The 23,127-nt window shown below is 70.6% G+C and carries 23 protein-coding genes and 1 riboswitch; of the genes, 9 read left to right on the forward strand and 14 right to left on the reverse strand.

Annotated features, from left to right (window positions below; genetic code table 11):
- Positions 1-29 precede the first annotated feature (29 nt).
- On the forward strand, positions 30-284 hold the full coding sequence (locus ACZ6B1_RS11700; RefSeq protein ID WP_390051347.1) for a hypothetical protein: 255 nt from the start codon (positions 30-32) through the stop codon (positions 282-284).
- Here ACZ6B1_RS11700 and ACZ6B1_RS11705 read toward each other — a convergent pair.
- The 6 genes from ACZ6B1_RS11705 to nagB all read right to left on the reverse strand — a co-directional run bounded on the left by ACZ6B1_RS11705 (position 197) and on the right by nagB (position 7,767).
- Positions 197-1,210, reverse strand: coding sequence for a ribonucleotide-diphosphate reductase subunit beta (locus tag ACZ6B1_RS11705; RefSeq protein ID WP_468777140.1), 1,014 nt, complete (start codon positions 1,208-1,210; stop codon positions 197-199). The two genes, ACZ6B1_RS11700 and ACZ6B1_RS11705, sit on opposite strands and share 88 nt — an antisense overlap.
- Positions 1,210-3,594 (reverse strand): ribonucleoside-diphosphate reductase subunit alpha, encoded by a 2,385-nt coding sequence (locus ACZ6B1_RS11710; protein ID WP_468777142.1) that lies wholly within the window; start codon positions 3,592-3,594, stop codon positions 1,210-1,212. Before ACZ6B1_RS11710 ends, ACZ6B1_RS11705 begins: the two co-directional genes overlap by 1 nt.
- A gap of 124 nt (positions 3,595-3,718) precedes the next feature.
- Positions 3,719-3,843, reverse strand: a riboswitch (cobalamin riboswitch).
- Between the two features lie 147 nt (positions 3,844-3,990).
- On the reverse strand, positions 3,991-5,619 hold the full coding sequence (gene mctP, locus ACZ6B1_RS11715; protein ID WP_468777143.1) for a monocarboxylate uptake permease MctP: 1,629 nt from the start codon (positions 5,617-5,619) through the stop codon (positions 3,991-3,993).
- Positions 5,616-5,879 carry a DUF3311 domain-containing protein gene (locus ACZ6B1_RS11720; protein ID WP_468777145.1) on the reverse strand — a complete coding sequence of 88 codons (264 nt, stop codon included), beginning with the start codon at positions 5,877-5,879 and terminating at the stop codon, positions 5,616-5,618. Before ACZ6B1_RS11720 ends, mctP begins: the two co-directional genes overlap by 4 nt.
- A 137-nt stretch (positions 5,880-6,016) precedes the next feature.
- A complete protein-coding gene (locus ACZ6B1_RS11725) occupies positions 6,017-6,781 on the reverse strand; it encodes a GntR family transcriptional regulator (RefSeq protein WP_390051355.1) in 765 nt (254 codons plus the stop codon).
- A 200-nt stretch (positions 6,782-6,981) separates the two neighbouring features.
- Positions 6,982-7,767: a glucosamine-6-phosphate deaminase gene (gene nagB / locus ACZ6B1_RS11730; RefSeq protein ID WP_468777146.1), complete on the reverse strand. Its 786-nt coding sequence runs from the start codon at positions 7,765-7,767 to the stop codon at positions 6,982-6,984.
- A 191-nt stretch (positions 7,768-7,958) separates the two neighbouring features.
- Between nagB and ACZ6B1_RS11735 the strand changes: the two genes are divergently transcribed.
- Positions 7,959-8,588 carry a TetR/AcrR family transcriptional regulator gene (locus tag ACZ6B1_RS11735; RefSeq protein ID WP_468777147.1) on the forward strand — a complete coding sequence of 210 codons (630 nt, stop codon included), beginning with the start codon at positions 7,959-7,961 and terminating at the stop codon, positions 8,586-8,588.
- A 344-nt stretch (positions 8,589-8,932) separates the two neighbouring features.
- Positions 8,933-10,399 carry a sensor histidine kinase gene (locus ACZ6B1_RS11740; protein ID WP_468777500.1) on the forward strand — a complete coding sequence of 489 codons (1,467 nt, stop codon included), beginning with the start codon at positions 8,933-8,935 and terminating at the stop codon, positions 10,397-10,399.
- 164 nt (positions 10,400-10,563) lie between these two features.
- Here ACZ6B1_RS11740 and ACZ6B1_RS11745 read toward each other — a convergent pair whose 3' ends face one another.
- Both ACZ6B1_RS11745 and ACZ6B1_RS11750 read right to left on the reverse strand, forming a co-directional pair.
- The gene (locus ACZ6B1_RS11745; RefSeq protein WP_003992873.1) at positions 10,564-10,821 is read right to left on the reverse strand and encodes a WhiB family transcriptional regulator; all 258 of its coding nucleotides are present in this window, start codon (positions 10,819-10,821) and stop codon (positions 10,564-10,566) included.
- A 321-nt stretch (positions 10,822-11,142) separates the two neighbouring features.
- Positions 11,143-12,111, reverse strand: coding sequence for a diacylglycerol/lipid kinase family protein (locus ACZ6B1_RS11750; protein ID WP_468777149.1), 969 nt, complete (start codon positions 12,109-12,111; stop codon positions 11,143-11,145).
- A gap of 157 nt (positions 12,112-12,268) precedes the next feature.
- On the opposite strand from ACZ6B1_RS11750, the gene ACZ6B1_RS11755 reads away from it, so the two are divergent.
- Positions 12,269-12,721 (forward strand): hypothetical protein, encoded by a 453-nt coding sequence (locus ACZ6B1_RS11755; protein WP_468777151.1) that lies wholly within the window; start codon positions 12,269-12,271, stop codon positions 12,719-12,721.
- A gap of 19 nt (positions 12,722-12,740) precedes the next feature.
- On the opposite strand, the gene ACZ6B1_RS11760 is transcribed toward ACZ6B1_RS11755, so the two are convergent.
- The 3 genes from ACZ6B1_RS11760 to ACZ6B1_RS11770 all read right to left on the reverse strand — a co-directional run bounded on the left by ACZ6B1_RS11760 (position 12,741) and on the right by ACZ6B1_RS11770 (position 14,767).
- A complete protein-coding gene (locus ACZ6B1_RS11760; RefSeq protein WP_468777153.1) occupies positions 12,741-13,814 on the reverse strand; it encodes an RNA polymerase sigma factor SigF in 1,074 nt (357 codons plus the stop codon).
- Between the two features lie 17 nt (positions 13,815-13,831).
- The gene (locus ACZ6B1_RS11765) at positions 13,832-14,245 is read right to left on the reverse strand and encodes an ATP-binding protein (protein ID WP_004925829.1); all 414 of its coding nucleotides are present in this window, start codon (positions 14,243-14,245) and stop codon (positions 13,832-13,834) included.
- Positions 14,246-14,506: 261 nt separating this feature from the next.
- Positions 14,507-14,767 carry a UBP-type zinc finger domain-containing protein gene (locus ACZ6B1_RS11770; RefSeq protein WP_468777155.1) on the reverse strand — a complete coding sequence of 87 codons (261 nt, stop codon included), beginning with the start codon at positions 14,765-14,767 and terminating at the stop codon, positions 14,507-14,509.
- A 62-nt stretch (positions 14,768-14,829) separates the two neighbouring features.
- Between ACZ6B1_RS11770 and ACZ6B1_RS11775 the strand changes: the two genes are divergently transcribed.
- Complete coding sequence (locus tag ACZ6B1_RS11775) at positions 14,830-16,425, forward strand: Na+/H+ antiporter (RefSeq protein WP_468777157.1); 1,596 nt, start codon at positions 14,830-14,832, stop codon at positions 16,423-16,425.
- A gap of 52 nt (positions 16,426-16,477) precedes the next feature.
- Here ACZ6B1_RS11775 and ACZ6B1_RS11780 read toward each other — a convergent pair whose 3' ends face one another.
- Positions 16,478-17,371 carry a 1-aminocyclopropane-1-carboxylate deaminase/D-cysteine desulfhydrase gene (locus ACZ6B1_RS11780; RefSeq protein ID WP_468777158.1) on the reverse strand — a complete coding sequence of 298 codons (894 nt, stop codon included), beginning with the start codon at positions 17,369-17,371 and terminating at the stop codon, positions 16,478-16,480.
- A gap of 34 nt (positions 17,372-17,405) precedes the next feature.
- On the reverse strand, positions 17,406-17,999 hold the full coding sequence (locus tag ACZ6B1_RS11785) for an N-acetylmuramoyl-L-alanine amidase (RefSeq protein WP_468777160.1): 594 nt from the start codon (positions 17,997-17,999) through the stop codon (positions 17,406-17,408).
- Positions 18,000-18,288: 289 nt separating this feature from the next.
- On the opposite strand from ACZ6B1_RS11785, the gene ACZ6B1_RS11790 reads away from it, so the two are divergent.
- Together ACZ6B1_RS11790 and ACZ6B1_RS11795 are read left to right on the forward strand one after the other, a co-directional pair.
- On the forward strand, positions 18,289-19,695 hold the full coding sequence (locus ACZ6B1_RS11790) for a family 2B encapsulin nanocompartment shell protein (RefSeq protein WP_468777162.1): 1,407 nt from the start codon (positions 18,289-18,291) through the stop codon (positions 19,693-19,695).
- A 112-nt stretch (positions 19,696-19,807) separates the two neighbouring features.
- Complete coding sequence (locus tag ACZ6B1_RS11795; RefSeq protein WP_468777164.1) at positions 19,808-20,938, forward strand: family 2 encapsulin nanocompartment cargo protein polyprenyl transferase; 1,131 nt, start codon at positions 19,808-19,810, stop codon at positions 20,936-20,938.
- Positions 20,939-21,122: 184 nt separating this feature from the next.
- Here ACZ6B1_RS11795 and ACZ6B1_RS11800 read toward each other — a convergent pair whose 3' ends face one another.
- Positions 21,123-21,713, reverse strand: coding sequence for a TetR/AcrR family transcriptional regulator (locus ACZ6B1_RS11800; protein WP_468777166.1), 591 nt, complete (start codon positions 21,711-21,713; stop codon positions 21,123-21,125).
- Positions 21,714-21,856: 143 nt separating this feature from the next.
- On the opposite strand from ACZ6B1_RS11800, the gene ACZ6B1_RS11805 reads away from it, so the two are divergent.
- Together ACZ6B1_RS11805 and ACZ6B1_RS11810 are read left to right on the forward strand one after the other, a co-directional pair.
- A complete protein-coding gene (locus ACZ6B1_RS11805; RefSeq protein WP_468777168.1) occupies positions 21,857-22,441 on the forward strand; it encodes a dihydrofolate reductase family protein in 585 nt (194 codons plus the stop codon).
- Between the two features lie 323 nt (positions 22,442-22,764).
- Positions 22,765-23,097: a DUF952 domain-containing protein gene (locus tag ACZ6B1_RS11810; protein ID WP_468777171.1), complete on the forward strand. Its 333-nt coding sequence runs from the start codon at positions 22,765-22,767 to the stop codon at positions 23,095-23,097.
- Positions 23,098-23,127: the final 30 nt, after the last annotated feature.

Consider the following 23,127-nt stretch of genomic DNA (forward strand, 5'->3'; position numbering starts at 1 on the left):
TAAGGAGCATCCGGCGCGACAGTGGTGTCATGACCGGAAACCAGATCGAAGGCCTGATCGGAATGCTCACCACCCTCGGCATCCTGGTCCTCCTGATCCTCCCCTCCGTCCTCGGCATCGCCCGCGACAGGCGGGTCGACCGGCAACTCAGGGAGGCTCAGGAGGCCCGGGGTGCGAAGAGCCGGGAGAAGGAGGCTCAGAAGTCCTCGTCCAGGTCGACCGTGCCCTCCACGGCCACCTGGTACGCCGACGGGCGGCGCTCGAAGAAGTTCGTCAGCTCCTGAACACCCTGCAGCTCCATGAAGGAGAACGGGTTCTCCGAGCCGTACACGGGGGCGAAGCCCAGGCGCGTCAGGCGCTGGTCGGCGACGCACTCCAGGTACTGCCGCATCGACTCGGTGTTCATACCCGGGAGGCCGTCACCGCACAGGTCGCGCGCGAACTGCAGCTCGGCCTCGACGGCCTCCCGCAGCATGTCCGTGACCTGCCCGCGCAGCTCGTCGTCGAACAGGTCGGGCTCCTCCTTGCGGACGGTGTCGACCACGTCGAAGGCGAACGACATGTGCATCGTCTCGTCGCGGAACACCCAGTTGGTGCCGGTGGCCAGACCGTGCAGCAGACCCCGGCTGCGGAACCAGTAGACGTACGCGAAGGCACCGTAGAAGAACAGGCCCTCGATGCACGCGGCGAAGCAGATGAGGTTCAGCAGGAAGCGGCGGCGGTCGGCCCTGGACTCCAGCCGGTCCAGCTTCTCGACCTCGTTGATCCACTTGAAGCAGAACTCGGCCTTCTCCCGGATGGAGGGGATGTTCTCCACCGCCGCGAACGCCGCCGCCCGGTCGGCCGGGTCGGGCAGGTAGGTGTCCAGCAGCGTGAGATAGAACTGGACGTGGACGGCCTCCTCGAAGAGCTGGCGGCTCAGGTAGAGCCGGGCCTCGGGGGAGTTGATGTGCTTGTAGAGGGTCAGCACCAGGTTGTTCGCGACGATCGAGTCGCCCGTCGCGAAGAAGGCGACCAGACGGCCGATCAGATGCTGCTCGGCCGGCATCAGCTTCGCGAGGTCGGCGACGTCCGAGTGGAGGTCGACCTCCTCGACGGTCCAGGTGTTCTTGATGGCGTCCCGGTAGCGCTCGTAGAAGTCCGGGTAGCGCATCGGGCGGAGAGTCAGCTCGAAGCCCGGGTCGAGCAGGTTCTTGGCTTCGGTGGTCATTACTGGCAGGCCTCGCAGGACTCGGGGTTCTCAAGGGAGCAGGCGACCGCGTCGGGGTCGGCGATCTGCTGTACGGGGACAGTGGCTGGGGTCTGCGCCCGCGCGGCGCGGGCGATCCTCGTCGCCGGGCGGGAGCGCAGGTAGTACGTCGTCTTCAGGCCCGACTTCCAGGCGTAGGCGTACATCGAGGAGAGCTTGCCGATGGTCGGCGTCTCCAGGAACAGGTTCAGCGACTGCGCCTGGTCGAGGAACGGGGTCCGCGCCGCCGCCATGTCGATCAGGCCGCGCTGCGGGATCTCCCACGCCGTGCGGTACAGGGCCCGTACGTCGGCCGGGATCCAGGCGAAGTCCTGCACCGAGCCGTTCGAGTCGCGCAGCGCCTCGCGGGTACGGGCGTCCCACACGCCCAGGTCCTTCAGTTCCTTCACCAGGTACGAGTTGACCTGAAGGAACTCACCGGAGAGCGTCTCGCGCTTGAACAGGTTGGAGACCTGCGGCTCGATGCACTCGTACACGCCCGCGATGGACGCGATGGTGGCCGTGGGCGCGATGGCCAGGAGCAGCGAGTTGCGCATGCCGACCTCGGCGATCCGCGTGCGCAGCGCCGCCCAACGCTCCGGCCAGGTGAACTCGACGCCGTAGTGATCGGGGTGCAGGACGCCCTGCGCGGTACGGGTCTTCCGCCAGGCCGGCAGCGGGCCGTTGCGCTCGGCGAGGTCCGCGGAGGCCTCGTACGCGGCGAGCATGATCCGCTCGGCGATCCGCGAGGACAGGGCCCTGGCCTCGGGGGAGTCGAAGGGCAGCCGCAGCTTGAAGAAGACGTCCTGCAGGCCCATCGCGCCCAGACCCACCGGACGCCAGTTGGCGTTCGACCGGCCCGCCTGCTCGGTCGGGTAGAAGTTGATGTCGACCACGCGGTCGAGGAAGGTGACGGCCGTGCGGACGGTCTCGTCGAGCCTCTCCCAGTCGAGGTCGCCGGTCGCCGTGTCCACGAAGGCGCCGAGGTTGACCGACCCCAGGTTGCAGACCGCGGTCTCGCCGTCGTCGGTGACCTCCAGGATCTCGGTGCACAGGTTGGAGGAGTGCACGACATGGCCCGCGGTCGCCGTCTGGTTGGCGGTGCGGTTGGCCGCGTCCTTGAAGGTCATCCAGCCGTTGCCGGTCTGCGCGAGGGTGCGCATCATGCGGCCGTACAGGTCCCGGGCGGGCATCGTCTTCTTCGCGAGCCCGGCGGCCTCCGCCCTGCGGTACGCGGCGTCGAACTCCTCGCCCCACAGGTCCACCAGCTCCGGCACGTCCGCCGGGGAGAACAGCGACCACCGCCCGTCGGCGTCGACCCGGCGCATGAACTCGTCCGGGATCCAGTGCGCGAGGTTCAGGTTGTGCGTCCGGCGGGCGTCCTCACCGGTGTTGTCGCGCAGCTCCAGGAACTCCTCGATGTCGGAGTGCCAGGTCTCCAGGTACACCGCGGCGGCGCCCTTGCGCCGGCCGCCCTGGTTCACCGCGGCCACCGAGGCGTCCAGCGTCTTCAGGAACGGCACGATGCCGTTGGAGTGCCCGTTGGTGCCCCGGATCAGCGAACCGCGGCTGCGGATACGGGAGTACGACAGGCCGATGCCGCCGGCGTGCTTGGAGAGGCGGGCGACCTGGTGGTAGCGGTCGTAGATGGAGTCCAGCTCGTCCAGCGGGGAGTCGAGGAGGTAGCAGGACGACATCTGCGGATGCCGGGTGCCGGAGTTGAAGAGGGTGGGGGAGGAGGGCAGGTAGTCGAGCCGGCTCATCAGCCCGTAGAGCGCGGCGACTTCGTCCACCGAGCGGGCGGTGTCGTCCTCGGCCAGTCCGGCGGCGACGCGCAGCATGAAGTGCTGGGGCGTCTCGATCACCTCGCGGGTGATGGGGTGGCGGAGCAGGTAGCGGCTGTGCAGCGTGCGCAGGCCGAAGTAGCCGAAGCGGTCGTCGGCGGCCGTGTCGACCAGCGCGTCGAGCCGCTCGGCGTGCAGCCGTACGAACTCCGCGGTGCGGTCGGCGATGAGACCCTCGCGGTGGCCCACGGCGACGGACCCGGTGAAGGACGTGACGCCCTGCGAGGCGGCCTCGGCGCGGATGGAGATGGTCAGCAGCCGGGCGCCCAGCCGGGAGTAGGCGGGGTCCTCGGAGATCAGTCCGGCGGCCGCCTCCGTGGCCAGCTCGCGCAACTCCGCCTCGTCTGCCCGGGCGGACCGGCCGCGCAGCGCGGCCGCGGCGACCCGGCCGGGGTCGGCGTCGGGGAGGTCGGCGGTCAGCTCGGTCAGGGTCCGCAGCAGCGCGGCACCGGGACCGTCGGTCTCCACCGGGGCTCCGCTCGCCGGGATGGCTGAAGCCGGGTCGGCTGGCGCGATGGTCACGTGGGGCTCTCCCTCGCTCGGCATGGGGCCTTGCGGAGGGCAGGGGGCAGCGCGAGCGCGCACGGCGTCGCGTCCCCGGCCCATTCCGCGAGGCCCGGACGTCGATGAGCACCCGGACCGGACGGCCGGGCGCGCGCTGACGGCAGGTCCTCGGACTGGAACAGGCGTGCGGAAACACGCAGGTACACCGTTGCGGGACAGTTCCGGATTCGCACCGGATTCCCCTGCGGCGACAGCGAGCATGAGCATACATCTAGTGCCGGGCTGTCGTGTCACCCCCACATGTTGTGCCTGTTGCGTGTTGTGGTGGCTCCGCAGGGTCAGCTCGCACGACAGCGGGCCGCCGTGGGTGGTGCCCTCGGCGGCCCGCTGCGGGGTGGTGCGTGACCGGTCGCGCTAGTGGGTGCTTCCCGCGGTGGCGGGCGGGAGCTCCACCTCGACCCCCGGGTCGCCCGCGTCCGCCGTGTAGTCCTCCGGCCTGGTCTCGTCGAGGCCCTCCGGGGCCTTCACGGCCTTCAGGACGAAGGTGAGCACCACGGTGACCACGACATTGAGCACGAACGCGGTGAGGCCGATGTAGCCGATCTCCCCGATGCCCGGGATCTCCTTCGCGGAGCCGCCGAAGTGCTTCTGGGTCGGCGAGGCCACCCCGTACGCGGCGAGCGTGCCGTACACCATGCCGACCGCCCAGCCGGCGAGCAGCGCCCAGCGGTGGAACCAGCGGGTGAACAGACCGCCGACCAGGGCCGGGAAGGTCTGCAGGATCCAGATGCCGCCCAGCAGCTGGAAGTTGATGGCGACCGTCTTGTCCATCGTCAGGACGAAGACCAGCGCGCCCACCTTCACCAGCAGCGACACGATCTTGGAGACCCGGGTCTCCTCCTTCGGCGTGGCGTCCGGCTTGATGAAGTCCTTGTAGATGTTGCGGGTGAACAGGTTCGCCGCCGCGATGGACATGATGGCCGCGGGCACCAGCGCGCCGATGCCGATCGCCGCGAAGGCCACACCCGCGAACCAGTCCGGGAACATGTTCTCGAAGAGCTGCGGGATCGCCAGCTGGCCGTTGGTGACCTTCACCCCGGCCGCGATCGCCATGAAGCCGAGCAGGGCCAGCAGACCCAGCATCAGCGAGTACAGCGGCAGGAGCGTGGTGTTGCGGCGGATCACCTCACGGCTCTTGGACGACAGGGTCGCGGTGATCGAGTGCGGGTACATGAACAGGGCGAGCGCGGATCCGAGCGCCAGGGTGGCGTACGTCCACTGGCCGGCCTCCGGCGGTGCGAGCGCGCCGCGCGGCTTGCCGGTCGCCGGGTTGACCTGGCTGAAGGCGTCGCCGGCCTTGGCGAAGACGTCGTCGAACCCGCCCAGCTTGATCGGGATGTAGATGATCGCCACCGCGATGACGATGTAGATCAGCGTGTCCTTCACGAACGCGATCAGGGCGGGGGCACGCAGCCCGGACGAGTAGGTGTACGCGGCCAGCACGCCGAAGGCGATCAGCAGCGGCAGGTCCTTCACGAACCAGTTGGTGCTCTCGCCGCCGCCGACGCCCATCACGTCCAGCACCGCCTGGATGCCCACGAGCTGGAGCGCGATGTACGGCATCGTCGCGAGGATGCCGGTGACCGCCACGGCCAGCGACAGGCCCTTGGAGCCGAACCGGCCGCGCACGAAGTCCGAGGTGGTGACGTAGCCGTGGCGGTGCGAGACCGACCAGAGGCGGGGCAGGAACGTGAAGATCAGCGGGTAGACGAGGATCGTGTACGGGACCGCGAAGAAGCCGGCCGCGCCCGCCGCGTAGATCGCCGCCGGTACGGCGACGAAGGTGTACGCCGTGTACAGGTCGCCGCCGAGCAGGAACCATGTGATCCAGGTGCCGAACGACCTTCCGCCCAGGCCCCATTCGTCCAGGGAGTGCTCGTTGTCGGCCTTGCGCCAGCGTGCGGCCAGGAAGCCCATGACCGTGACGGCCAGGAAGAAGAAGATGAAGACGCCGAGCGCGACGCCGTTGACGTCGTCCTTCACTTCGCCGCACCCCCGTTCCGGGCACCGCGGTCGCGCTGGTCACGCTGCCACAGCTTGTACGCCAGCATCGTGAGCGCGGTGGAGATGAGCACCCACAGCATCTGGTACCAGTAGAAGAACGGGATCCCGATGAACGCGGGGTCCGTCTTGGCGTACGAGCCGACCCACAGCATCGCCACGAAGGGCGCGACGAGACACAGGCCGATGATCACCCGGCCCGGTGTCACCACCGGTGGTCTCACTTCTTGCGTTTCGGACATGCCACGGCTCCGTCCCCTCGCTGATCACCTGTGTAATGCGCAGGCAATCTAGGTGACGCCGTCACGGCAGCGGAAGACCTCGTCCGCATATCGGCATATCGATTTCGCGTGCGGAGCGTGAAGGTTTCCGGCGCCGGTCAGTCCTGGGGGCGCTTCAGGCGGGCGACGAACTTGTACCGGTCACCCCGGTAGACGGACCGCACCCATTCGACCGGCTGTCCGTCGCGGTCCAGGGAGTGGCGGGAGAGCATCAGCATGGGCAGACCCACGTCGGTGCCGAGCAGTCCCGCCTCGCGCGGGGTGGCCAGGGAGGTCTCGATGGTCTCCTCGGCCTCGGCGAGATGGACGCCGTAGACCTCGGCGAGCGCGGTGTACAGGGAGGTGTACTTCACCAGCGACCGCCGGAGCGCGGGGAAGCGCTTGGCCGACAGATGGGTGGTCTCGATGGCCATGGGTTCGGCGTTGGCCATGCGCAGCCGCTCGATGCGCAGCACCCGGCCGCCGGCCGTTATGTCGAGCAGCTCGGCGAGCCGGTCGTCGGCGGTGATGTACCCGATGTCCAGCAGCTGCGAGGTGGGCTCCAGGCCCTGGGCGCGCATGTCCTCGGTGTAGGAGGTCAGTTGCAGCGCCTGGGACACCTTCGGCTTGGCGACGAAGGTGCCCTTGCCCTGGATGCGCTCCAGCCGGCCCTCGACGACGAGCTCCTGCAGGGCCTGCCGGACGGTCGTGCGGGAGGTGTCGAACTCGGCCGCCAGCGTGCGCTCCGGCGGGACCGGCGTGCCCGGTGCCTGCGTCTCCGTCATGTCGAGCAGGTGCTTCTTCAAGCGGTAGTACTTGGGCACGCGCGCGGTACGGACGGTCGTGCCGGCCTCGTGCTCCGCACTGCTGACGTCGGTGCTCATGCTCTGCCTTCCCGGCTCCGGATGCCGAAAGCGACCGACCGACCGTCGGCCACGGCTCACATCGTGGCACGGCTTCGTGTGTCGGGCTCCACCCGCACGCTCCGTGATCCCCTCTGTATACCGGCGCGCCCTCTGCTGGTCTAGTCCAGCGGCCCCGGCGTGACCTCCGGGCGCGCCGGGGCGGGCGCGCCGGACGTCTCCTATATGCCCTGCCAGTCCGGCTTGTTGGCGTAGGTGTGGCGGAAGTAGTCGGCCAGCTTGAGCTTGGACGCGGCGGCCTCGTCGACGACCACCGTGGCGTGCGGGTGCAGCTGGAGCGCCGAGGCCGGGCAGACGGCCGCGACCGGCCCCTCGACGGTGGCGGCGACCGCGTCCGCCTTGCCCTCGCCGGTGGCGAGAAGCACCAGGTGGCGGGCTTCCAGGATGGTGCCGATGCCCTGGGTGATCACGTGGTGCGGCACCTGATCGATGTCACCGTCGAAGAAGCGCGCGTTGTCGATCCGGGTCTGCTCGGTCAGCGTCTTGATCCGGGTGCGCGAGGCGAGCGAGGAGCACGGCTCGTTGAACCCTATGTGTCCGTCCGTCCCGATCCCGAGGAGCTGCAGGTCGACCCCGCCGGCCTCGGTGAGCGCGCGGTCGTAGGCCTCGCAGGCCGCCTGGACGTCCTCGGCGGTGCCGTCCGGTCCGATGAAGGCCTCCATCCCGATGCCGAGCGGCTCCAGCACCTCCCGGCGCAGCACCGAGCGGTAGGACTCGGGATGGTCGGCGGGCAGTCCCACGTATTCGTCGAGCTGGGCTATGCGCGCCCCGGAGGTGTCCACCGCACCGGAGCGCCACTTGCGGGCCAGTGCCTGGTAGATGGGCAGCGGAGTGGAACCCGTGGCCACACCGAGCAGCGCGTCGGGCTTGCGTCGCAGCAGCTCGGCCATGGCCTCGGCGATCAGCTCGCCGCCCGCCGCGGCGTCCGGAACGATGACAACTTCCACGCTGGGCCTGCCGTTCTCAAGAGGGCTTGAAGTCTGGGAAACCTGCCATGTGGTTTAGACCAATCTAACAGAATGGACGGCCGAGGGCAGGGGGTCGTGAGCCGCTCGCCGTCGTTTTCTAGTGATCGCTACATTAAAACTGTACTACGCGGGCCGGACATTTCTCTAGGGGTCGCTATAGAATGCGGTCCATGGTGACCGCTCGGGAGACGAACGCGCAGGCCAGGCCGTCGAGATCGCGTGGGCGCCCGCGCTCCTTCGACCGGACGACCGCCCTGGAGAAGGCGCTGACGGCCTTCTGGCAGCACGGCTACGAGGCGACCTCGGTCTCCGACCTCACACGGATCATGGGCATCGGCGCCCCGAGCCTCTACGCGGCCTTCGGGGACAAGCGGACCCTGTTCGAGGAGGTCGTCCGGGTCTACACCGGTACCCACGGCGCCTTCGCCGACCGGGCCCTCGCCGAGGAGCCCACCGCCCGGGCCGCCGTCGAGCGCACGCTGCGCGAGGCCGCCGCCCGGTACACCGACCCCGAGCACCCCCGCGGCTGCCTGGTCGCGCACGCGGCCACCAACTGCACGAGCCCCGAGGTCGAGCGGCTGCTGCGGGACCGGCGCGACGCGTCCCTGGCCGCCCTGGACTCCCGGATCCGGGCCGACGTGGCGGCCGGCCTGCTGCCCGCCGGTACGGACGCCGCGGCCCTCGCCCGGCATGCGACCGCGGTGCTCCACGGCATGTCCCAGCAGGCCCGGGACGGCGCGGACCGGACGGAGCTGGAGGCGCTCGCCGAAATTGCCATGGCCATCTGGCCCCGCGGCTGAGCCGGGCGGGCTAGGCTGCGTGGCATCGCGTGCCGTCTCAACGCGTGCCCGCGCGCGCATGGACACGCCCTCGTGGTCTAGTCCACAATGCGTAAAGGGATTCCCTAGGGAAAAATGCACAGCTTCCGTCTTCCCCGCACAGGAAGACGGACCGAGGACCCGGAGCTCTCTGCCCTGACTGCCCCGGCTCCTCGGACTTCGGCCGGACGGGACCGCACACCCCGCGGCCGATGATGCTCCGGGCTGCGGTGCCGGAAGGGTTGAGGGTCCCTTCCAGGCGCCGCGGCCCGCGGGTGTTTTTCGGTCACCCGTGCGGCCCCGGGTACGCTCGCAGCGTGCCCTCCATGAACGAACTCGTACGCCAGCACACGGCCCTCGACGACTCCGACCTCGAGTGGCTCCACCTGCTGGTCTCGGAGTGGCAACTGCTCTCCGACCTCTCCTTCGCCGACCTGGTCCTGTGGGTCCCGACCAGTGACGGCACCCGTTACGTCTCGGTCGCCCAGATGCGCCCCAACACCGGTCCGACCTCGTATCAGGACGACATGGTCGGCCATCTGGTCCCGCGCGGCCGGCGGCCCATGCTGGACGCTGCGCTGGACGAGGGCCGGATCGTGCGCGAGGGCGACCCGGAGTGGCGCGAGGAGGTTCCCGTCCGGGTCGAGTCCATCCCCGTGCGGCGCTCCGGCCGCGTCCTCGGCGTCATCGCCCGCAACACCAACCTGCTCACCGTCCGCACCCCGAGCCGGCTGGAGCTGACCTATCTGCAGAGCGCCTCGGACCTCGCGCAGATGATCGCGGCCGGCTCCTTCCCCTTCCCCGACCAGCAGGTCGACATGGACGCCTCGCCGCGGGTCGGCGACGGACTGATCCGGCTGGACGCGGACGGCACCGTCCAGTACGCCTCACCGAACGCCCTGTCCGCCTATCACCGGCTCGGCCTCGCCGCCGACCTGGTCGGTCACCACCTGGGCCGGACCACCGCCGAACTCGCGCCCAGCCGGGGTCCGGTGGACGAGGCGCTCGCCAAGGTGGCGAGCGGCTGGGCGCCGCGTGAGTTCGAGATCGAGGCGAACGACGGGGTCATCCAATTCCGGGCCATTCCGCTCAAACCCAAGGGCACCCGCATCGGTTCGCTGGTGCTGTGCCGGGACGTCACCGAACTCCGGCGCCGCGAGCGTGAGTTGATCACCAAGGACGCGACGATCCGGGAGATCCACCACCGGGTGAAGAACAACCTGCAGACCGTCGCGGCCCTGCTCAGGCTGCAGGCCCGGCGCATCGGTTCCGACCGTGGCCGGGAAGCCCTGGAGGAGGCCGTCCGCCGGGTCGGCTCGATCGCGATCGTGCACGAGACGCTCTCCCAGAACCTCGACGAGCGCGTGGAGTTCGACGACATCGCCGACCGTGTGCTCGCGATGGTCGCCGAGATCTCACCGGGCAAGGTGGCCGGCCGGCGCAGCGGGCGATTCGGCATACTCGACGCCGAGGTCGCCACCCCGCTGTCGATGGTGCTCACCGAGGTGCTGCAGAACGCCCTCGAACACGGCTTCCGTGAGGGCGACACCGGCTCGGTCGAGGTCTCCGCGGTCCGTGGCGGCACCTCCAAGGAGGCCCGTCTGCTGGTCACCGTCCAGGACGACGGCGTCGGCCTGCCCGAGGGATTCGACCCGCACCGCTCGGGCAACCTCGGCCTGCAGATCGTACGGACTCTGGTGGAGGGCGAGTTGGGCGGCACCTTCGACATGGTCCCGGCGCCGGAGCGGGGGACCCGGGTGATCCTCGACATCCCGGTGCGCGCGCAGAAGTGAGCCCGCCCGGGCCCGAACAGCATTGAGCCCCGGACCACTTGGTGATCCGGGGCTAAAGCTCGAAGCTATGCGCATCGGGGGTACTGCGCGCTGCGGCTCGGGGGCGGGAGATGCGTACGCGGTGTACGCGCCGCCAAGCTCAGGCTGTCAGCAGGGGTGGGACGTCAGGCGGAGGCCTGACGGGCCCGGTTGCGGGCGGCGCGGCGCTTCATGGCGCGGCGCTCGTCCTCGCTGAGACCACCCCAGACGCCGGAGTCCTGACCGGACTCGAGCGCCCACTGCAGGCACTGCTCGATAACCGGGCAGCGACGGCAGACGGCCTTGGCTTCCTCGATCTGCAGCAGCGCAGGACCGGTGTTGCCGATGGGGAAGAAGAGCTCGGGGTCTTCCTCGCGGCAAACGGCGTTGTGACGCCAGTCCATGGCTGCTACCTCTCCTTGGTATTACGTGCAAGTTGCTTGTGAATGTGAACGCTTTCACGAATCCCTCAACAAGTGAAGGGCCGATCGCCGAGTCTTCCCCGGCGTGGTCCTGTGGTTTGAAGAGGGGTTCCGGTGATCAGTGGAGGCCGTTCCTGCGGGCCGTCCCGATCGCCACGTAGAGACTCGCAAACCTCAGCGGCGGATACAACCCCTTCCGGAAAGTTTTTTTTGATTCCTCGGTGTCGACTGGGTCACAGCCGTACTTCCATGGGGTGGATCCTGGCCTAAACGTTCGAGTGAAAGGACTTTTGCGTCTTCCGCTCACACAATCACACGCAGTGCGCGGCGTACGCCTGTGAACGTCACGCTCGTACGCAGCCCCAGGTGGTCACCGTCCATCTGAAGGGGCAGCGGCACCTTCGAATGCAAGGTGAACCGGTCCAGATCATGGAGTGAGACGGCATGCTTCCCATGAGGTCCCCGCTCGGGGGACGAAGTGAGCAACTGGGTGCCATACCGGGCAACCGCTGCCGTGGACAGGCGGCTGAGACCGAGTACGTCGAGGCCCGTGTCGAACGAGGCCTTAGGTGACGTGTACATCGGGCGATTGCCGAGATACGTCCACGGGGACGTGTTCGAGGCTATGGCGACCACGAGATCGGCGACCGGGTCCGCGCCGGCCCGTTCGAGCGTGATCGTGCCGTGCCGGCGGTGCTGCTCGCCGAGGAACTGGCGCATCACCTGACGCACGTACAGCGCGTGCGTCGACTTCTTCCCGCGCTCGCGCTGCTGTTCCACCCGGCCGACCACGCCCGCGTCGAAGCCCAGCCCCGCGTTGAAGGTGAACCAGCGCGCCGGCACCGACTCGTCCTCGGTGCCGGGCGTGCCCGAGGTCAGGCCCAGGCCGACGACCCGCTGGCTGTTCTCGCGCAGGGCGTCCAGCAGGGCGCCGGTGGCCTCGACCGGATCGTTGGGCAGACCGAGCGCGCGGGCGAAGACGTTGGTGGAGCCGCCCGGCACCACGGCGAGACCGGGCAGCCGGTCCGGGTCGGGGCCCTCGTGCAGCAGGCCGTTGACCACCTCGTTGACGGTGCCGTCGCCACCGAGGGCCACGACCATGTCGATGTCCGAGCTCTGCGCGGCCTGCCGGCCCAGGTCGCGGGCGTGGCCGCGGTACTCGGTGGTGACCGCCTCGAGCTTCATCTCGCTCGCCAGCGCGTGGATCAGGACGTCACGCCTGCGTGCGCTTGTGGTGGTTGCCGCCGGATTGACCACGAGAAGTGCACGCATGCATGGCAGCGTACCTACTGGGGGGTACCCGGCCCAGACCGAGGTAGGGATCCGGTAAGAGGAGGGGCGTGAGCCTGCCCACGCGGGCCTCCGTACGGCGGTCGCGAACGGCCCCTCCCCACGGCTGCCCGGGGCGGCCGGCGGATACCCTTCAGGGGTGAGCAGTGAGCAGAATTCCGCCCCGGACACCGCCGAAGCCCCCGCGACTCCCGAGCCGCGCCCGCGCCGGCTGACGTACGCGGCGGCGCTGACCGCGCTGGAGGGGGCCGCCCTCGTGATCGGCGGCGTGTGGATCCTGGTCCTCGGGCTCACCGGAGACCCGGACGACCGTCAGCAGGCGGTGACCGGCGGGATCACCCTGCTGGTACTGGCGCTGCTGCCGCTGCTCGCCGCGCGAGGCCTGCTGCTGCGGCGCGGCTGGAGCCGCGGGCCGGCGGTGATCACCCAGCTGATGGCCCTGCCGGTGGCCTACAACCTGCTCCAGGCCGACAGCATGGCCATTCCGGGTGGTATCGCCCTGGCCGTCGTGGCGGTCGCCGCCCTGGTGCTCCTGGTGAGCCCCGCGACGACCCGGGCACTCGGGATCAAGGGGCCGGGCCGGGCCGAGTAGACGGTCCGCTCCGGACCGGTCACTCCTCCACCAGCAGCTTCTCCCGCAGCTGGGCCAGGGTGCGGGCCAGCAGCCGGGAGACGTGCATCTGGGAGATGCCGACCTCCTGCGCGATCTGCGACTGGGTCATGTTCCCGAAGAAACGCAGCAGCAGGATCCGCTTCTCGCGGGGCGGCAGGTCCTCCAGCAGGGGCTTGAGGGACTCCCGGTACTCCACGCCCTCCAGAGCCTCGTCCTCGGCGCCGAGGGTGTCGGCCACCGCGGGGGACTCGTCGTCGGTGTCGGGGACGTCCAGCGACAGCGTGGAGTACGCGTTGGCGGACTCCAGCCCCTCCAGGACCTCCTCCTCGGAGATGGCCAGCTTCTCGGCCAGCTCGTGCACGGTGGGCGAGCGGCCGTGCAGCTGGGACAGCTCGGCCGTGGCCGTCGTCAGCGCCAGGCGCAGCTCCTGCAGCCGGCGCGGCACCCGGACCGCCCAGCCCTTGTCGCGGAAGTGCCGCTTGATTTCGCCGACGACGGTCGGGGTGGCGTACGTGGAGAACTCCACGCCACGTTCCGGGTCGAAGCGGTCGACGGACTTGATCAGGCCGATCGTGGCGACCTGGGTGAGGTCGTCCAGCGGCTCGCCCCGGTTGCGGAAGCGGCGGGCGAGATGCTCGACGAGCGGCAGATGCATACGGACGAGCTGGTTGCGCAGCTCCGCGTACTCCGCGCTGCCCGCGTTCAGCCGGCGCAGTTCGAGGAACATCGCACGCGCCCCACTGCGGTCCTGGGGATTGTGATGGGTGGCGTGCACGGCCTCGGAGCCCACCGCGTCGTCCTCCGCGTTTCGCTCGTGCTCGCTCATCGTCCCGCCCGTAGCCCTTCCCCGAGCCCTCGCCTCCGCGCGGGCGGCGGACCCGGATCCGCCGCGTGCCTTCGGAGGAGCGCTCTGCACGGCACCGTCGCCGGCGGCCTCCGCGGAGTCGTCCTCCGGGTGCGGCCTGGCCTGCTCGGGGATGCCGTCGATGCCGTCCGCCATGCGTCGGGCGCCGTCCGTGGGGCCCTGGCCCTCCGCCGGCAGCTCCCGTGTGCCGCGCTCTTCGTCCCGCACCGGCCCGTCCCCGTTCCTCACGCCGGCCCGGGGCCCGCGCCGCGCTGTTTGTAGAGGCTGATCGACACGGTCTTGTCCTCGTCGACGGCGGACGAGACCTTCCCGGCCAGTGCCGAGAGCACCGTCCAGGCGAAGGTGTCCCGCGAGGGGGCGTGGCCGTCGGTGGTCGGCGCCGACACCGTGACCTCGAGCGAGTCGTCGACGAGCCGGAAGACACAGCTGAGTACGGAGCCGGGCACGGCCTGCTGCAGCAGGATCGCGCAGGCCTCGTCCACGGCGATCCGCAGGTCCTCGATCTCGTCCAGGGTGAAGTCCAAGCGGGCCGCCAGACCGGCCGTGGCCGTCCGCAGCACCGAAAGGTAGGCACCCGCAGCCGGCAGCCGGACTTCCACGAAGTCCTGGGTCGCGGGCTCGCCTGCGATCTGGGACACCCTCACCTCCATGGTGGTACAAGCTTTACGGGGCCGAGGGTCGCCCCCCGGGGTAACGCATACGTGGTTCCGCGGTGACGCTATCGCGCTCCGAACGTTTCTGTCCCCGGGGCCCCAACCCCCTGGCGTCACTCACAGTAAAGCTGCGGATACGCTCCGTGTCTAGAGGGTCTGCGGGCCCAAATGGGAAGAGCGCGCGCCGGGTTGACGTACCCCGGCGTCACACGCCCGAACCGTCGGCGGTGACCGCTCCCTGAAGTGTCACACGAGTACGTGGTCGATGAAGCACCAGCGCCAGTCCTCGCCGGGCTCGAAGGTCCGCATCACCGGGTGGCCCGTCTCCGTGTGGTGCCCCGTGGCGTGCCGTCCCGGCGAGGAGTCGCAGCAGCCGACGTGGCCACAGGTCAGGCAGAGCCGCAGCTGGACCGGATGCGTGCCCTGCGCGAGACACTCCGGGCACGTCTCGCTGAGCGGCTCGGGTTGAGGGTGCGGCAGCGCGTCGGAGTGCGTGCACTGTTTCATGATTGCCAGGTTACGACGGGTGTGCGGGTGGCCGCGCGGAAAAACGAGGGTGGGCGAGGACCATGGACGTGATGCCGCTGCTCCTGCTGGTGGCGGGGAGTGCCGCGGTCGCGGGGGCGGCCCGGCGTACCCCGCTGCCGGCGCCACTGCTGCTGGTCGCGGTCGGCCTGGCGGTCTCGTACATCCCCGGCGTGCCGGACTACCGGCTCGACCCGGAGGTGGTCCTGCCGCTCGTGCTGCCCCCGCTGCTGTACACCTCGGCGAGCGACAGCTCCTACCTCGACCTGCGGGCCCAGCTCAGGCCGGTGGCGCTGCTGTCGGTGGGGTACGTGCTGTTCGCGACCGTCGTCGTCGGCTGGGCCGCCTACCTGGTCATCCCCGGGATGCCGCTGCCCGCCGCCCTGGTGCTGGGCGCTGTGGTGGCGCCGCCCGACGCGGTCGCCGCCACGGCGGTCGCCCGCCGGGTCGGGCTGCCGTCCCGGATCACCACGATCCTGCAGGGGGAGTCCCTGCTGAACGACGCCACGGCGATCACCGCCTACAAGGTGGCGCTGGCCGCCGCCATCGGCGAGGGCGCCACCTGGGCGGGCGGCATCGAGGAGTTCCTGATCGCGGCCGTCGGCGGTGTCGGCGTCGGCCTCCTGCTCATGGCGCCCCTGCACTGGCTGCGCACGCACCTGAAGGAGCCGCTGCTGCAGAACACGCTGTCCCTGCTGATCCCGTTCGTCGCCTACAGCGTCGCCGAGCAGGTGCACGCCTCCGGCGTCCTCGCGGTCGTGGTCGTCGCCCTCTACCTCGGGCACCGCGCGTGGGAGGTCGACTTCGCCACGCGGCTCCAGGAGGACGCGGTGTGGAAGATGGTCGCCTTCATCCTGGAGTCCGCCGTCTTCGCCCTGATCGGCCTCCAGCTCCCGGTCGTCCTGAAGGGCCTCGGCGAGTACGAGGGCGTCACGGCCGCCTGGTACGCGATCGTGCTCTTCGTCGTCGTCGTGCTGGCCCGGTTCGTCTGGGTCTACCCGGCGGCCTTCCTGCCCCGCCTGCTGTCGGAGCGGATCAGGACACGCGAGGAGAACCCGACCTGGCGGGGGGCGATGGTCACCTCGTGGGCCGGGATGCGCGGAGTGGTCTCCCTCGCCATCGCCTTCTCCATCCCGCTGACCGTGCACGGCGGCCACCCCTTCCCGCAGCGCAACCTGATCCTCTTCCTCACCTTCACCACCGTCATCGGCACGCTGGTCCTCCAGGGGGTGACCCTGCCGCCGCTGATCCGCCTGCTGAAATTCCCCAGCCGCGACCAGCGGGCCGAGACGCTGGCCGAGGCCAACGCCCAGGCGCAGGCCTCCCGGGCCGCGGAGAGCCGCCTCGAGGAACTCCTCTCGGACGAACGCAACGCCCTGCCGCCGCCGCTCGCCGACCGCCTGCGCTCGGTGCTGGAGCGCCGCCGCAACGCCGTCTGGGAGCGGCTCGGCCAGGTCAACCCGGTCACCGGTGAGTCCGTCGACGACACCTACCGCCGCCTGTCCCGCGACATGATCAGCGCCGAGCGCGAGGTGTTCGTCAGGCTCCGTGACCACCGCTACATCGACGACGAGATGCTCCGCGCGTTGCTGCGCAGACTCGACCTGGAGGAGGCGGCCGCCTACCGGGAGGCCGCCTAGGGCGCCTCGACCGGATCGTGCGGGACTCCCGGGGCCCGGATCGGGGGGCTTCCTAGGGGAAGGGCCGCCCGGTGACCACCGCCGTGACCGTCGTCCCGCGCGCGAAGGCACCCTCCTCGGCCAGGGAGACGAGTCCGTAGAGCATCTTGGCGACATAAAGACGCTCCACGGGCAGGGAATGCCGCTGCTCGAAGTCCAGTGCGAAGGCGTCGAGCGCGGGCGTCGTGCGGGCGTAGCCGCCGAAGTGGAAGCGGTCGTCCACGGACCAGCTCCCGCTGCGGGCGCCGAAGGCGCCTTCCTGCAGGGCCTGCACGTCGGCGGCCAGGAAGCCGCCCTTGAGCACCGGTATGCCGAGCGCCCGGCTGCCGGGGGGCAGTCCGGCGGCGAGTCCGGCGAGCGTGCCGCCGGTGCCGCAGGCCACCGCGACGACACCGGTGTGACCGCCCAGCTCCTCGCCCAGGCCGCGGCAGCCGCGCACGGCCGCGGCGTTGCTGCCCCCCTCGGGGACGACGTACGCGTGCTCGGCGCCGGCGGCCCGCAGGATCGCGGCCCGGGTCTCCGGTTCGTGCTTGTGCCGGTATGTCGATCTGTCGATGAAATGCAGTCGCATGCCGTCGGCCGCGCACCGGGCCAGCGACGGGTTGAGCGGCCGTCCGGCCAGCTCCTGACCCCGGACCACGCCGGTGGTCGGCAGCCCCAGCAGCCGGCCCGCCGCCGCCGTGGCGCGCAGATGGTTGGAGTAGGCCCCGCCGAACGTGACCAGCGCCCGGCCCCGTGCCGCCTCGATGTTCGGGGCCAGTTTGCGCCACTTGTTGCCGATCAGCTCCGGGTGGATCAGATCGTCCCGCTTGAGGAGCAGGCGCAGGCCGCGCCGGCCGAACCGGTCGTCCCGTACCTCCTGCAGGGGCGAAGGAAGGCGCGGGGTGAGCGGGTCGGTGCTGGTCACGCCCTCATTGTCGCCCGGCGACGGCCGCGGCCGGCTACGTCTTCAGGCGATCCCTCACCCGTTCCCGCAGCCACGCCATCGAGAAGCCGCGCGGGTCCACCTTGCCCGGCTGCCACTCCAGGTGGCCGATGACAGACCGTTCCGTCCAGCCGTGGTGGCGGCACACGGCCGCCGCGGCCCGTGCGATCGCGTCCAGCTGCGCCTCGGGCCACGGGTCGTCGCCGTCGCCCAGGTTCTCGCACTCGAAGCCGTAGAAGTGCCGGTTGCCGTCGGTGTTCGCCTCGTTGTCCGGCGGCAGCCGCTTCTCCGCGATCACGGCCCGCAGCACCTCGTCGTCGCCGAGCCCGGCGTGGTTGGCGCGGCCGTAGCCGACCAGGTGGATCCCGCCGTCCTTGGTGATCACTCCCTGGCACAACGGGCCGGGAAGCGCCTCGTGCCCGTCGCGGCAGATCTCGACGGTGCGGGCGCTGCCCCGGGTCACCGTGTGGTGGATCATCACGCCGTGGACCGGGCCCCAGGGACCCTTGTGGTTGCGGTTGTGGTGCCGCCAGTCGCCGACCTCGACGACCGTCGCGCCCTCCGCTCGCAGAGCGGCCAGAAACGCGCTCGCGGACATGGGTGGGGCCATGACCGCCTCCTTCGTGCTGTGCCCGGTCGGCCGCCGGTCGCGGCCCACTCGTACCGCTGCTTCTACCGAAACCGGACGTCCCGGACTACCTCGTTCGCACACCGTGCGAGCCGATCCGGACAGGCGGCGCATCCGGGGCGGTGCCGGCAAGATCCCACTTTCTGCCCAGTAGTGCGATGATCCATTCCCGCTCTTTCGGGTAATGGCACGGCCACGTTATGTGATGGAAGCTTGCTCGTGAGACCGGTGTGCGATTCGGCGCCGGGCATACATGAGAGGGCATCCCCATATGTCGGTAGGCGAAGAGGTCCGCACGGAGCAGGGCAAGCCGCAGCAGTCTCTCGGCACGGCGGCGGCGCGGAACCTGGCCACCACCACCAAGTCCGTTCCGCAGATGCAGGAGATCAGCTCCCGCTGGCTGCTGCGCACGCTGCCCTGGGTGGACGTCCAGGGTGGCACGTACCGGGTGAACCGGCGGCTGACGTACGCCGTCGGCGACGGCCGCATCACCTTCGTGAAGACCGGGGACCAGGTGGAGGTCGTCCCGGCCGAACTCGGCGAGCTGCCGGCGCTGCGGTCGTACGAGGACGACGAGGTGCTCACCGAGCTGGCCCGGCGCTGCCGCCAGCGGAACTTCGCGCCCGGAGAGGTCATCGCCTCCTTCGGCGCCCGGACCGAGAAGGTCTACCTGCTGGCCCACGGCCGGGTCGAGAAGATCGGCTCGGGTCCGTACGGCGACGACGCGGTCCTCGGCGTCCTCGCCGACGGGGCCTACTTCGGCGAGGCGGCGCTGCTGGACCCGGACTCCATCTGGGAGTACACCGCCCGAGCGGACACCGCGTGCACGGTGCTGGCCCTCGGCCGTGAGGACTTCGAGCAGGTCGCAGAGCGCTCCGACTCGCTGCGCGAGCACCTCCGGCGGCTGCGTTCCATCCCCGAGCAGCGGACCAACAAGTTCGGCGAGAAGGAGGTCGAGCTGGCGGCCGGCCACAGCGGCGAGCCGGACATCCCGCACACCTTCGTCGACTACGAGGCCCGGCCGCGCGAGTACGAACTGAGCATCGCCCAGACCGTGCTGCGCATCCACTCACGCGTGGCCGACCTGTACAACCAGCCGATGAACCAGACCGAGCAGCAGTTGCGGCTGACGGTCGAGGCGCTGAAGGAGCGTCAGGAGCACGAGCTGGTCAACAACCGGGACTTCGGGCTGCTGCACAACTGCGAGTACGACCAGCGGATCCAGCCGCACGACGGCGTACCCGGCCCGGACGACATGGACGAGCTGCTCAGCCGCCGGCGGGGCACCAAGCTGTTCCTCGCCCACCCGCGCGCGATCGCCGCGTTCGGGCGTGAGCTGAACAAGCGCGGACTGGTCCCGGAGACCATCGACATCGGCGGCAACCGCATCCCCACCTGGCGTGGTGTGCCGATCTACCCGTGCAGCAAGATCCCCGTCACCGCGGAGCGCACGACCTCGATCATCGCCATGCGTACCGGCGAGGCCGACCAGGGCGTCGTCGGTCTGAGGCAGTCCGGCATCCCGGACGAGATCGAGCCGAGCCTGTCCGTCCGGTTCATGGGCATCAACGAACAGGCGGTCATCAAGTACCTGGTGACGGCGTACTACTCCGCCGCTGTCCTGGTGCCCGACGCGCTCGGCGTGCTGGAGAACGTGGAGATCGGCCGGTGGAGGTGACATCCGCGCACCGCGCCGCCGTGTCCCCGCCCTCCTGGGCGGGTACATCCTCGGGGTGTGCGTTCACCCGGGGCGCAGGCGCCGCCGTCCGCGGGCATCGCGAGGGGGAGCCATGGCCGATTTCATGACGGAGACCAGACGGCGCGCACCCGGACCGCGTGAGCCGCACGAGTCCACCGGTGGCGCCGCGGCCGGCCCGCCGGACTTGCAGGAGGCGGCGGTGCTGCTGGAGCGCACCCGGGCCGTCGTGGACCCGGAACTGCGCGCCGCGGTCGACTCGTTACCCGGTTCCATGCGCCGGATCGCCCGCTATCACTTCGGCTGGGAGCACGCGGACGGCACCGAGGCGGCGGGCAACGCGGGCAAGGCGATCAGGCCGGCGCTCGTCCTCGCCGCGGCCACGGCGCTCGGCGGCCCGAGAGCCGGGGCGGCGGCGGTACGGGCGGCCGTGGCAGTCGAACTGGTCCACAACTTCACGTTGTTGCACGACGACGTCATGGACCGGGACACCACCCGAAGACACCGGCCCACGGTCTGGACCGTGTTCGGCGACGCCGACGCGATCCTCGCCGGGGACGCGCTGCAGGCGCTGGCCCTGCGGTTGCTCGCCGCGGACCCGCACCCGGTCTCCGGACCGGCCGTCGCCCGGCTCGCCGACTGTGTCGTGGAGCTGTGTGCCGGACAGCACACCGACACGGCACTGGAGGGGCGCGCTCCCGAGGAGGTGACCCTGGACGAGGTGCTCGCCATGGCCGAGGCGAAGACCGGCGCGCTGCTGGGCTGCGCCTGTGCGCTCGGTGCGCTGTACGCGGGCGCCGGGGAGGAGGACGTTGCGGCGCTGGACGGCTTCGGGCGCCAGGCCGGCCTCGCCTTCCAGCTCATCGACGACGTGATCGGCATATGGGGCGACCCGCTGCGCACCGGCAAGCCGGCCGGTGCGGATCTCGCCGCCCGCAAGAAGTCCCTGCCGGTGGTGGCGGCTCTGACCTCCGGCACCCCGGCGGGAGCCGAACTCGCCGCGCTGTACGGGAAGCCGTACGCCGAGGGGGAGGACGGGGACGGCGGGGAGATCGCGCGTACGGCCCTGGCGGTCGAACGGGCCGGCGGCCGGGACTGGGCGCAGGCCGAGGCGGCCGACCGGATGGCCCGGGCGGTGCAGGAACTGGCCCGAGCCGTCCCCGCACCGGAGACGGCGGGCGGTCTGCTGGCCCTCGCCGAGTTCGTCACCCGGCGCACCGGCTGAGCCGGCCGACGTCCGACGGCCGGCCGAGGACCCCGGAGTCACCGGGGCCGTGCGGCTCCTGACCCCGCACGGTCACCGGGGCTCCGGCCATGGGCGGGTCCCGCGCACCCCCACCGTGCGCGGGACCCGCCGCTTGTCCGTGAGCGGCCCGCTCCCCGCCTTCGGCCGGGAGACCCGCCGGGCGCTACGCCTCCGGTACGACCGTCCGCACGATCCTCTCGACCAGGCCCTCCGGCACGGTCACGCCCTCCAGGGCTCCGTCCAGGACGCCGGGGAGGGTGAGGTGTTCCAGCAGGAGACCGAGCATCGCCAGGTAGAGCACGGCGACGGTCTCGTCACCGCCGGGCAGGCCGGCCGCGCGGTGGAACTGCATGCCCTGCTCCAGGTCGCCGCGCAGCGAAGCGGTGAAGGAGGCCCGCAGTTCGGGGCGTCGGGTGGCCTCGAGGCGCATCTCGAACAGGGCCAGGTAGCCGGTGCGGTCACGTATCGCGCGCTCCATGAGGTCCCGCATGAACGCCGTGACCAAGGCGCGGTCGCGGGGGCCCTTCAGCAGCGCCTCCAGCACCTTCGGGTCCGGCGCGAGCCGCACGTGCAGCCGGGCGTCGATCTGGCGGAGCAGGTCGTCACGGCCGGTGAAGTAGTTGGAGGCGGTGCCGGTGGGCACGCCCGCCTCGCCGTCCACCGCGCGGAACGTCAGCCCGCGCGCGCCCTCCCGCGCCAGTACGGCGATGCCGGCGTCCACCAGCGCCGCACGCCGCTCCGGATTGCCCGCCATGCGGAACCCCTTCTCTCACTTGATCCCGGACACGATCCCGTCCCGGAAACACCTTGCAACCACTACGGGTGGAGTACTACAAATGAAGCACTACAAGCGAAGTGGTCATCCCGCCGCTCCGCAGCCTATGGAAAGAGACCCGCTTGCGAAAGCTCACGTACTTCGTCGCCTGCTCCCTCGACGGCTTCATCGGTGACGAACAGGGCGACGCCACCGCGATGCTCCGCTTCCTCGACGAGGAGTATCTCGACTTCCTCCGGGCGCAGTTCCCGGAGACCCTGGCCAGTCACGCCGGGGCGCACCTCGGCCTCGACCACCTGGAGAACCGGCGGTTCGACACGGTCATCCAGGGCCGCGGCAGCTATGAGCTGGCGCTGAAGGAGGGCATCACCAGCCCTTACGCCCATCTGCGCGAGTTCGTCGCCTCGCGCACCCTCGGCGCCTCGCCCGATCCGAACGTCGAGATCGTCGCCGACGACGTGGTCGGCCGCGTGCGCGAACTGAAGGCGGAGCAGGGCGGCCTGGACATCTACCTGTGCGGAGGCTCGCGGCTCGCCGGAACCCTGCTCGAGGAGATCGACGAACTCGTCGTCAAGAGCTACCCGATCGTCTACGGCGCCGGCATGCCGATGTTCGGCACCGGCTCGCGGATCACACAGTTCGCCCTGGACTCGTCGCGAACCTTCGGCAACGGGGTGATCGTGCGGACGTACCGCAGGGAGCGCTGAGCCTCCGCCCGTCCTACCCTGAGGGCATGGGCAGTGGGAACAGTGTCTGTCCCGTCTGCGGACAGCTCGTCGAAACGGTCGTCGGCCGGCACAAGACGCTGGGCGCGTGGGTGCCGAAGTGGGGCCCCGGCCCCTGTCGCAACCCCGACTGCGCGTCCCGCGCGGAGCACGCCGAGCCAGCCGTACCGGCCGCCCCGGACACCGGGACCGAGACCTCGCGGCCCGGTGGGACCACAGCGCGTCAGCCCTGAGCCCGCGCCGAGTTCTGTGCACCGGCTGCCTTCCCGGTGCGCGCGGCCCGGCCGAAGCCGTAGCGTGACCGCATGCCGAAGCTTCCGCACATCGTCCACATCACCGAACGCGCACTGTGGGACGAGGCCCGCGCACACGGCACCTACGAGGTGTCCACCCGTGGCCGCACCCTCCAGGAGGAGGGGTTCGTCCACTTCTCCACCCGCGAGCAGCTCCCGCGCATCGCGGCCTTCCTGTACGGCGAGTACGAGGGCCCGGACGAGCTGGTCGTGCTGGTCGTGGACCCGGCCCGGCTCGGCGTCCCGGTGAGGTACGAGGCCATGCCGCCGAACGGCGAGGAGTTCCCTCACGTGTACGGGCCCGTTCCGGTCGACGCCGTGGTGGACGTCGAGCCCTGGGGCTGACCGGGCAGGGGAGTGAGCGCCGGCGCCGCT

This window comes from Streptomyces sp. NPDC041129 (genome assembly GCF_055592265.1).